Origin of the sequence: Curtobacterium sp. Leaf183 (assembly GCF_001424385.1) — a bacterium.
Taxonomy (GTDB): Bacteria; Actinomycetota; Actinomycetes; order Actinomycetales; family Microbacteriaceae; genus Curtobacterium.
On the sequence record NZ_LMPO01000009.1, the window covers coordinates 63,035 to 73,765 of the forward strand.

9 protein-coding genes are annotated in these 10,731 nt (G+C 70.9%); all 9 read left to right on the forward strand.

Going from position 1 to position 10,731, the window contains the following annotated elements:
- The first annotated feature begins 10 nt into the window (after positions 1 to 10).
- The 9 genes from alaS (at position 11) to nusB (ending at position 10,674) form a co-directional block, all read left to right on the forward strand.
- Positions 11 to 2,668, forward strand: coding sequence for an alanine--tRNA ligase (gene alaS, locus ASG04_RS11145; RefSeq protein WP_056124168.1), 2,658 nt, complete (start codon positions 11 to 13; stop codon positions 2,666 to 2,668).
- Between the two features lie 8 nt (positions 2,669 to 2,676).
- Positions 2,677 to 3,123, forward strand: a complete 447-nt coding sequence (ruvX, locus tag ASG04_RS11150; protein ID WP_056124173.1) for a Holliday junction resolvase RuvX — start codon at positions 2,677 to 2,679, stop codon at positions 3,121 to 3,123.
- A 68-nt stretch (positions 3,124 to 3,191) separates the two neighbouring features.
- Positions 3,192 to 4,754, forward strand: coding sequence for an endolytic transglycosylase MltG (gene mltG / locus ASG04_RS17905; protein WP_235515524.1), 1,563 nt, complete (start codon positions 3,192 to 3,194; stop codon positions 4,752 to 4,754).
- Positions 4,755 to 4,811: 57 nt separating this feature from the next.
- A complete protein-coding gene (gene aroC, locus ASG04_RS11160; RefSeq protein WP_056124176.1) occupies positions 4,812 to 6,032 on the forward strand; it encodes a chorismate synthase in 1,221 nt (406 codons plus the stop codon).
- A complete protein-coding gene (locus tag ASG04_RS11165; protein ID WP_268750899.1) occupies positions 6,029 to 6,547 on the forward strand; it encodes a shikimate kinase in 519 nt (172 codons plus the stop codon). Before aroC ends, ASG04_RS11165 begins: the two co-directional genes overlap by 4 nt.
- A 17-nt stretch (positions 6,548 to 6,564) precedes the next feature.
- Positions 6,565 to 7,662: a 3-dehydroquinate synthase gene (gene aroB / locus ASG04_RS11170; RefSeq protein WP_235515525.1), complete on the forward strand. Its 1,098-nt coding sequence runs from the start codon at positions 6,565 to 6,567 to the stop codon at positions 7,660 to 7,662.
- 132 nt (positions 7,663 to 7,794) lie between these two features.
- The gene (locus ASG04_RS11175; protein ID WP_056124179.1) at positions 7,795 to 9,486 is read left to right on the forward strand and encodes an ABC1 kinase family protein; all 1,692 of its coding nucleotides are present in this window, start codon (positions 7,795 to 7,797) and stop codon (positions 9,484 to 9,486) included.
- 139 nt (positions 9,487 to 9,625) lie between these two features.
- Positions 9,626 to 10,189 carry an elongation factor P gene (efp, locus tag ASG04_RS11180; RefSeq protein ID WP_056124181.1) on the forward strand — a complete coding sequence of 188 codons (564 nt, stop codon included), beginning with the start codon at positions 9,626 to 9,628 and terminating at the stop codon, positions 10,187 to 10,189.
- Positions 10,190 to 10,200: 11 nt separating this feature from the next.
- Positions 10,201 to 10,674 carry a transcription antitermination factor NusB gene (gene nusB / locus ASG04_RS11185; RefSeq protein WP_056124184.1) on the forward strand — a complete coding sequence of 158 codons (474 nt, stop codon included), beginning with the start codon at positions 10,201 to 10,203 and terminating at the stop codon, positions 10,672 to 10,674.
- The last annotated feature ends 57 nt before the right edge of the window (positions 10,675 to 10,731 follow it).

A 10,731-nucleotide genomic window follows, 5' to 3' on the forward strand; every position in this document is an offset into this window, starting at 1 on the left:
AGGAAGCACCATGCAGACCGCAGAGATCCGCCGCCGTTGGCTCCAGTACTTCGGCGACCGAGGCCACACCGTCGTCCCCTCCGCCTCGCTCGTCTCGGACGACCCGTCGCTGCTGTTCACCGTCGCCGGCATGGTGCCGTTCATCCCGTACCTCACCGGGCTCATCCCCGCGCCGTACCCCCGCGCAACCAGCGTGCAGAAGTGCATCCGCACGAACGACATCGAAGAAGTCGGCAAGACGCCGCGTCACGGCACGTTCTTCCAGATGAACGGCAACTTCTCGTTCGGCGACTACTTCAAGGAACAGGCGATCCAGTACGCCTGGGAGTTCCTCACCGGCGCGGAGTCCGACGGCGGCCTCGGCTTCGCCCCGGACGACCTCTGGGTCACCGTCTACGAGGACGACGACGAGGCGATCGCCTTCTGGAAGCAGCACTCGTCCCTGCCGGACGACCGCATCCAGCGACTCGGCAAGGACACCAACTACTGGTCGACCGGGCAGCCGGGGCCGGCCGGGCCGTGCTCCGAGATCTTCTTCGACCGTGGGCCGGAGTACGGCATCGACGGCGGTCCGGCGACCGACGACGACCGCTACGTCGAGATCTGGAACCTCGTGTTCATGCAGTACCAGATCGCCGACGTCCGCTCCAAGTACGACTTCACGATCACCGGCGAGCTGCCGAACAAGAACATCGACACCGGCATGGGGCTCGAGCGCGTCGCCTTCATCAAGCAGGGCGTCGACAACATGTACGAGATCGACCAGGTCCGTCCGGTCCTCGACGAAGCGTCCGCGGTGTCCGGTCGCCGCTACGGTGCCGTGCACGAGGACGACGTCCGCATGCGCGTCATCGCGGACCACGTCCGGTCCTCGCTCATGCTCATCGCCGACGGTGTCTCGCCGTCGAACGAGGGGCGTGGCTACATCCTCCGTCGGCTCCTGCGCCGCACCGTCCGCGCGATGCGCCTGCTCGGCGTGGAGTCCGCGACCTTCCCGCGGCTGTTCCCGGCGTCCCGCGACGCGATGCGCGACGCCTACCCCGAGGTCGCGTCCGACTACGACCGCATCGCGCGCATCGCCTACGCCGAGGAAGAGACCTTCCTCCGCACCCTGGCGCAGGGCACGACGATCCTCGACGTCGCGGTCGACCGCGCCAAGCAGGACAACCAGCCCGCGATCGGCGGCGACACCGCCTTCCTGCTGCACGACACCTTCGGATTCCCGATCGACCTGACGATGGAGATGGCAGAAGAGGCCGGCGTGCACGTCGACCGCGCGGCCTTCGACACGCTCATGTCCGAGCAGCGTTCCCGCGCGAAGGCCGACGCGAAGAGCAAGAAGACAGCGCTGGCCGACCTCAGCGTGTACAGCGCCTTCCGCGCGAAGGGCGAGACCACCTTCCTCGGGTACGACGCACTCGAGGCCGAGTCCACCGTGCTCGGCATCATCGTCGACGGCGCCAGTGTCGACCGCGCCGTGGTCGGCGACATCGCCGAGGTCGTCCTCAGCGAGACCGCGCTCTACGCCGAGTCCGGCGGGCAGGACGCCGACCAGGGGTCGATCGTCGGCAACGGCTTCGACCTCGAGGTGCTCGACGTGCAGCGCCCGGTCTCCGGGCTCTGGAGCCACAAGGTGCAGGTCCGTTCCGGCGAGGTCGGGGTCGGTGACGCCGCGACCACCGTCGTCGACGCCGAGTACCGCCGTGGTGCGACCCAGGCGCACTCGGCCACGCACCTGGTGAACGCCGCACTGCGTGACATCCTCGGCCCGGAGGCGCTGCAGGCCGGTTCCTACAACAAGTCGGGCTACATGCGCCTCGACTTCTCGTGGAGCCAGCCCATCTCGCTCAGCACTCGCTCCGAGATCGAAGAGGTCGTCAACACCGCGATCCGCTCAGACCTCGAGGTCTCGACCCGGGTCCTCCCGCTCGACGCGGCGAAGGAGCTCGGCGCGCAGGCGCTCTTCGGCGAGAAGTACGGCGCCGAGGTCCGCATGGTCGACATCGGCGGCCCGTGGTCCCGCGAGCTCTGTGGTGGCACGCACGTCGCCTCCAGCGCGCAGGTCGGCCTGGTGAACCTCGTCGGCGAAGCGAGCGTCGGCTCGACGAACCGCCGCGTCGAGGCGCTCGTCGGCCTCGAGGGCTTCCGCGACCTCGCCGTCGAGCGAACGATCGTGTCGCAGCTGTCGAGTGCGCTGAAGGCACCCCGCAACGACCTCCCCACGCGGGTGCAGTCGCTGATGGAGGACCTCCGCGCGGCACAGAAGCGCATCGCGGAGTTCGAGTCCGCGGGCCTGCAGCAGCGGGTCCCCACCATCGCCCGTCTGGCGACGACCATCGGCGCCACCACCGTCGTCGCCGAGTCCGTCGACGGCCTGAAGTCGGCCGACGACCTCCGCTCGCTCGCCACCGGTGTGCGGTCGCAGCTCGGTGACGGTGCCGCGGTGGTCGTCCTCGGTGCCGTCGTCGGCGGCAAGCCGGCCGTGATCGTCGCGACGAACGACGCCGCGCGCGCCGCCGGCGTCCAGGCAGGTCCCCTCGCGAAGGAAGCTGCCGGGGTGCTCGGCGGCGGCGGTGGCGGCAAGCCCGACCTCGCCCAGGGCGGCGGGACCGACGCAACGGTCTTGCCCGCGGCGCTCCGGGCCGTCACCGCGCGGCTCGCGGGCTGATCGTGCCGATGCGGTCCGGGCGGCGACTCGGCGTGGACGTCGGTCGCGCCCGGATCGGCATTGCGGTGTGCGACCGGGACGGCCTGATCGCCACCCCGGTCGAGACGGTCCGTCGCGACGACAAGACCGACATCGCCCGGATCGTGGCCATCGCGGACGAGTACGACGTGCTCGAGTTGGTCGTGGGGCTGCCGCTGTCGATGTCGGGTGGGGACACGCCCTCGACGACCGACGCCCGCGTGTTCGCCGCGGCACTCGCCGCACACCGACCCGTGCGGATGGTCGACGAGCGGATGTCGACGGTCACGGCGCAGCGCGGCCTGCACCAGGCCGGCCGGAACACGAAGAAGTCGCGAGCCGTGATCGACCAAGCGGCCGCTGTTATCATTCTGCAACATGCGCTCGACCACGAGCGCTCGTCCGGCGCCCCTCCGGGGGCCACGCTCCCTGGATAGGCTGCCCTCCCGTCGTCACCGCATCGACGGAGCCGCTGCGGAGTCACCCACCGAGAGACCGAGGACCGTTGGCAGACGACCTGGACTGGAACGCGATCATCGCCTCCGGCAACGACGCCGAACGGCGGGCTGAGCAGCCCGTCGACGGCCGATCAGACGACCACGACGACGCTCCGGCTGCCGGAGGCGAGATCGGACGACCGCTCTCCCGACGGGAGGCCCGTGCCCGCGAGTCCGCATCGGCGCGGGACGCCGCGTCTCCCGCTCCTGACGACGCCGGATCCTCGGTCCCTCCGGCCGACAGCCCAGCCGTCCGCGGCACCGACCAGCTGCACCCCGAGGTGCACGCACTGCTGGGCACCGGGCCGGGCGAGCGCTCCGCGGCGGACGGCGGGACGGGGGCGGCGGCCCGCGCCCCGCGCGACGCAGACCAGGGCGTCGGCAACGGCAACGGCAACGGCAACGGCGACAGCCACGGCAACGGCGGCGACGACGCTGCGGGCGGCGCCGGTGGCGGGGGCCGTGGCGGAGGCGGGCGATCCTCCCGTCCGCCGCGCGAGCCGCACCGCAGGTCGCGTGGCGCCCTCGTCGCCGGCATCGTCATCGTCGCGGTCGTGATCGCGGCCGGCATCGGCGCGTACGCGTTCGCCGCACCGAAGGTGCAGCAGGTGATCGCGGCGGTCTCGGGCAAGCAGGAGACCGACGACTACACCGGGTCGGGCACGTCGAAGGTGACGATCACGATCAAGCAGGGCGACATCGGCGAGGACGTCGCGAAGACCCTGCAGCGCAGCGGCGTGGTGAAGACGTCGACGGCGTTCTACAAGCTGCTGCTCACCTCGAACGAGGTGCAGTTCCAGCCCGGCTCGTACGCGTTGAAGAAGCACATGAGCTCGAGGGCCGCGCTCGCCGCCCTGCAGGACGCCGACAACAAGGTGACCGCGTCGATCGTCATCCCCGAGGGCACGGCGCTGGCGGACATCGAGGCCGGCATGGTCTCGAAGGCCGGACTGTCCGAGGCACAGGTCTCGGCCGCGGCGAAGGACGTGTCGGCGTACGGACTGCCGAGCGGCGTGACGTCGCTCGAGGGGTGGTTGTTCCCGGCCACCTACCCGATCAACCCGGGGTGGACGGCACAGCAGTACTTCCAGTCGATGGTCGACACCATGAAGCAGCACCTGAAGGACGCCGGCGTCGCCGAGGCCGACCAGGAGCACGTCATCGTGTTCGCCTCGCTCGTGCAGAAAGAGGCGGGTCTCGCGGCGGACTTCCCGAAGGTCGCGCGCGTCTTCCAGAACCGCCTCGACCAGGGCATGCTCCTGCAGTCAGACGCGACGGTCGCCTACGGCACCGGGAACACGCACCGCGTCACGACCACCGACGCCGAGCGGTCTGACTCCGGCAACCCCTACAACACGTACCAGCACCAGGGACTGCCGCCGGGGCCGATCTCGAACCCGGGTGACATCGCCATCAAGGCCGTCACCCAGCCCGCGACGGGCAACTGGCTGTACTTCGTCACGGTGAACCTCGAGACCGGCGAGACGGTGTTCTCCGACACGCTCCCGCAGCACGAGGCCGCTGTGCAGCAGTTCCAGGCATGGCTGCGCGCCCACCCGTCGTACCAGTAGTCGCCGGTCCTCCCACGGGCGCGTCGCACAGACGGCGCCTGTGGGAGGATGGACACCATGCTTCGTTGGTTGACCGCTGGTGAGTCCCACGGACCCGAACTGATCGCGATGCTCGAGGGCCTGCCCGCTGGCGTCCCGGTGTCGTTCGAGTCCATCCGCACCGACCTCGCTCGGCGCAAGCTGGGCTACGGTCGTGGCTCCCGCATGAAGTTCGAGCAGGACGAGCTGCACGTCTCGGGCGGTGTCCGGCACGGCTACTCCCTGGGCAGCCCGATCGCCATCCGCATCGGCAACACCGAGTGGCCGAAGTGGGTCGAGGTCATGAACCCCGAGCCGGTCGAGCAGACCGAGCTCTCCCGCGGCCGCAGTGCCCCGCTGACCCGACCCCGTCCCGGGCACGCCGACCTCGTCGGCATGCAGAAGTACGGCTTCGACGAGGCCCGACCGATCCTCGAGCGCGCGTCCGCCCGCGAGACCGCGGCCCGCGTCGCGCTCGGCGCCGTCGCCAAGGCCTTCCTCGCCGAGCTCGGCATGCGCTCCGTCGCCCACACCCTGCAGGTGGGCACCGTCCGGGTGCCCGACGGCACGGCACTCCCGCAGCCCGACGACGTCGACCGTCTCGACGAGGACCAGCTGCGCTGCTTCGACGCCGACACCTCGGCACGGATGGTCACCGAGGTCGAGGCCGCCAAGAAGGACGGCGACACCCTCGGCGGTGTCGTCGAGGTCCTGTTCTACGGAGTCCCGCCGGGGCTCGGCTCGCACGTGCAGTGGGACCGCCGCCTCGACGCCCGGCTCGCCGCGGCGATCATGGGCATCCAGGCGATCAAGGGCGTCGAGGTCGGCGACGGCTTCCAGACCGCGGGACGCCGCGGCTCCGAGGCGCACGACGAGCTGTACCGCGAGGACGGCGAGATCATCCGCACGAGCGACCGAGCGGGCGGCACCGAGGGCGGCATGTCCACGGGTACCGTGCTCCGGGTCCGTGCCGCGATGAAGCCGATCGCCACCATCCCCCACGCCCTGCACACGATCGACGTCGCCACGGGTGAGGACGCTTCGGCGCACCACCAGCGCTCCGACGTCTGCGCCGTGCCGGCCTCCGGTGTGGTCGCCGAGGCGATGGTCGCCCTGACCCTGGCCGATGCCGTCCTCGAGAAGTTCGGCGGCGACAACGTCGTCGAGACCAAGCGCAACCTGGAGTCGTACCTCGCGTCGATCCCGGAGACCCTGCGCTCGCGCCGCACCGAGCCGGCAGCGCACTCCACGACCTGGTGAGCGCTGAGCAGACCATCGCGGCGCCGGTCGTGGTGATCGGCCCGATGGGCGCGGGCAAGTCGACCGTCGGCAAGCGGGTGGCGAAGCGGCTCGGCGTGCCCTTCACCGACACCGACCGGGTCATCGCGCGCGAGCACGGCCCGATCCCCGGCATCTTCGCCGACCGGGGCGAGCCCGCCTTCCGCGAACTCGAGGCCGACGCGGTGCGGCGGGCACTCGGTGCCGGCGGGGTGATCGCCGTCGGCGGGGGAGCGGTCACGCACGCGGCCACGCGTCAGGCGCTGACCGGCGCCCGCATCGTGCTGCTGACCGTGTCGCCCGAGGCCGTCGCCGAGCGCATCGCCGGCTCCGATCGACCGCTGCTGGCGTCCGGCGGCATCGACGCGTGGCAGACCATCCTGGACGAGCGCGCCGCGACCTACGCGGAACTCGCGCACACCGTGGTCGACACCTCGCGGCGACCGATGTCGCACGTGGTCGACGACGTCGTGCGCTGGCTGCAGTCCGACCACTGAACCCAACGAGGAGCACCGTGACCGAGTCGACCCTGCCCGAGGGCACCACCGAGATCCGCGTCGGCGGCGAGGACGGCTACGTGGTCGCGGTCGGGACCGGGCTGCTCGACTCGGTGCCCGCGCTGCTCGGCCCCCGCGTCGCGAAGGTGCTCATCGTGCACGCCCCGACGCTCGGTGCCCGTGCGGAGGCACTGCGGGTGCTGCTCGTGGACGCGGGCCTCGAGGCACTCATCGCCGAGGTCCCGGACGCCGAGGCAGCCAAGCGCGTCGAGGTGGCCGCGTTCTGCTGGCAGGTGATGGGCCAGTCCGACTTCACGCGGACCGATGCCGTGATCGGGCTCGGCGGCGGTGCCGTCACCGACCTGGCCGGGTTCGTCGCCGCGACCTGGCTCCGAGGCGTGCCGTACGTGTCGATCCCGACGAGCGTGCTCGGGATGGTCGACGCCAGCGTCGGTGGCAAGACCGGCATCAACACGAACGAGGGCAAGAACCTGGTCGGTGCCTTCGCCGCACCGCACGCGGTCGTGGCGGACCTGGACCTGCTGGCGACGCTGCCCCGCAACGACGTGCTGACCGGCTTCGCCGAGATCGTGAAGGCCGGGTTCATCGCCGTGCCCGAGATCCTCGACGTCATCGAGGCCGACGTCGAGCGCGCGACGGACCCGACCACGCCGGAGTTCCGCCGCGTCGTCGAGCTCGCGATCGAGCTCAAGGCACGCGTGGTGTCGGACGACTTCACGGAACAGGGCCGACGCGAGGTCCTCAACTACGGACACACCCTGGGACACGCCATCGAGCACGCCGAGCGCTACCAGTGGCGGCACGGTGCGGCGGTGTCGGTCGGCATGGTCTTCGCCGCGGAGCTCGCGCGCCTGACCGGGCACCTGGACGACGCCACCGTCGACCGCCACCGGGCGATCCTGGACGCACTGTCGCTGCCGACGACGTACCCCCTCGGGCGCTGGCAGTCGCTGCTGGCGACGATGCGCCGGGACAAGAAGGCCCGGGCCGGCATGCTCCGGTTCATCGTGCTCGACGGTGTCGGCAAGCCCGTGGTGCTGGAGGGGCCCGAGGACCACCTGCTGTTCACCGCGTACCAAGAGGTCGGGGTCTAGCCACGGGGCGACCCTGACGCGGCCCCGACGACCGCGGGGCGGGCGGAACCGTCCTGTGGGGGACGAGCCGGGCCTCCCGTCCTGTGGAGGAGTCGCCTGCGGAACCCCAGGCCGGGGGAGCATGCTGGCTGAGTGCCCAACCCTCCCCGCCTGAGCGACCTCGGCGGCGGGCAGGCCGTCGACGCGGGAACCCTCCGGACCCGCGCGCGCCGCTTCGCCGAACTGCTGTCCATCGCCCGCCGTCACGACCTCCTGCCCTTCCGCCGGCTGGACTTCTCCCGCGACCCGGAGACCTCCGACAAGCGGCGCAGCCAGGCCGAGCACCTCCGCCTGGCGCTCGAGGAGGCCGGTGGCGGGTTCGTGAAGATGGGGCAGCTGCTCTCCACACGCGACGACCTGCTGCCCGACGAGTGGACCGACGGCCTGGCGTCATTGCAGGAGGGGGTCTCGCCGGCTGATCCGTCCGAGGTCGCCGAACTGCTCGCCAGCGAACTGCACGCACCGGTCGACGAGCTGTTCCAGTCCTTCGACGCGACGCCCGTGGCCGCGGCGTCGATCGCGCAGGTCCACCGGGCGCGACTGCACGACGGCACCGCTGTGGCGGTCAAGGTGCAGCGTCCCGGCATCGACGACGCCGTCCGTCGCGACGTCGACATCGCGTTGCGGGTGGTCACGTTCATGGCGCGCACCTCGGCCGAGGCCAGACAGGTCGGCGTGCGGGACGTCGCGCAGCAGTACGCCGACGACTTGATCCGCCAGGTGGACTTCCGGTCCGAGCTCCGGAACCTCGAGACCCTGCGTGCGGCGCAGGAACGCAGCGCTCGTCCGGACGAGGTCCGCTTCCCGGCCTCGTACCCCGAGCTGTCCGGCCGACGCGTGCTCGTGATGGAGTTCCTCGAGGGCGACACGCTGAGCGCGATCCGGGCGTCCCGTGCCGATCGCGACCTGGACGGACCGATGCGGGCCATCCTGCGGGTGTTCCTGCGACAGGTCGTCTTCGACGGGATCTACCACGGCGACCTGCACCCGGGGAACGTCCTGCTGCTGCCCGACGGTCGCCCCGCACTCATCGACTTCGGATCGGTGGGACGACTCGACCCGACCCTGCGCGACGTCGTGCAGGAACTCGTCGCGGCGTACATCCAGAACGACACGACGCGCATCGCGGACGCGGTGCTGCGCATGGCGCCGGTGCGCCGCGCCGAGGACGAACCGGACTTCCGGCGGGACATCGCGCGGTTCGTGGCGGACGAGCTCGGGCCCGGTGCCCGCATCGGCGTGCAGACGGTCGACGACGCGGTCGAGGTGTTCGGTCGCTACCGGTTGAAGCCCCCGCCGGACTTCGTCGCGGCCGCCCGGGCGCTGGCCATCTTCGAGGGCACGCTCCGCACGTTGCTGCCGTCGTTCGACCTGCTCGACGAGTCGCGCAACCTCGCAAGCGAGCAGATCCGCGACCAGCTCCGACCCAGCGTGCTGGGCGGCATCGCCGCCCGCGAGCTGTTCGGCCTGGTCTCGACGGTCCGGCGCTTGCCGCGCCGGGTCGACCGCATCGGCGAGGCGATCGAGCAGAACCGCCTGTCGGTGAACATCCGCCTGCTCGCCGACCAGCGCGACCGCCGGACGGTGTCGGGCATGATCCGGCGGATCCTGCTCGTGCTCCTCGGTTCGGGCGCCGGGATCCTGTCGATCGTGTACCTGACGATGCCGAGCCGGCCGACCGCGGTGCTGAGCACGGGTGCAGCGGGTGGCTTGCTCGGCGGGGCGACCGTGGTGCTGCTCGGCTGGGCCGCGATCGACGCCTGGCGGGCACGACGGCGCGACTGAGACGCTCGGCGGGCACGACGGCGGGACTGAGACGCTCGGCGGGCACGACGGCGCGACTGAGGCGGTCGGCTACACTCGTCCGGGGCGCGCAGCCGCCCGCACCCCTTCATTCCTCAACACGAATTGGACATCGACACCCATGGCCAGTACCACTGACATCAAGAACGGCGCCGTTCTCATCATCGACGGGCAGCTCTGGTCGGTCGTCGAGTTCCAGCACGTCAAGCCCGGCAAGGGTGGTGCGTTCGTCCGCACCAAGCTGAAAAACGTCGTCTCCGGCAAGGTCGTCGACCGCACGTTCAACGCCGGCGCCAAGATCGAGACCGCGACGGTCGACCGCCGTGACTACCAGTTCCTCTACGAGGACGGCGACTCGTACGTCTTCATGGACACCGACACCTACGACCAGGTCCCCGTCCCCGCCACGGTCGTCGGCGACGCGAAGAACTTCCTGCTCGAGTCGGCGATGGTCACCATCGCGATGAACGAGGGCAACCCGCTCTACATCGAGCTCCCCACCTCGATCGTCACCGAGATCGAGACCGAGCCGGGCCTGCAGGGCGACCGCTCGTCGGGTGGCACGAAGCCGGCGACCATCAAGGCCACCGGTTACCAGATCCAGGTGCCGCTGTACCTCGAGACCGACACCAAGGTGAAGATCGACACGCGCGACGGCAACTACCTCGGCCGCGTCAACGACTAGGGCGCTGCCACATGAGTGCTCGTTCCAAGGCCCGCAAGCGCGCCCTCGACATGCTGTACGTGGCCGAGGTGCGTGAACTCCCGATCGCCGACGTGCTGGCGACCGAGACCGTCCGCCACCTCGACCAGCCCGAGCGTGCGTCCAGCTGGGACTACGCGCGACAGGTCGTCACCGGCGTGGACGAGGCCCGCCCCGAGATCGACGCCGTGATCGTCGAGCACGCCCAGGGCTGGTCGATCCCGCGCATGCCAGTGCTCGACCGGTGCATCCTGCGCATGGGCGTGTGGGAGATCCGGTTCAACGACGAGGTGCCCGACGCGGTCGCCATCTCCGAGGCGGTCGAACTCGCGCAGTCGCTCTCGACGGAGGAGTCCGCCGGGTTCGTCAACGGTGTGCTCGGCGCGGTCGCCGGCGGGCGAGCGCCCGTCGGAGGCGACCGTGGACCGTCCGGTCGGACGGTCGCCGGGGACCAGGAGTCCCGCTAGGGTTGAGCTCGTCAGCATCCTTTAAATGCCGTCCTGAGAGGCGGGGAAGGAGGTCGG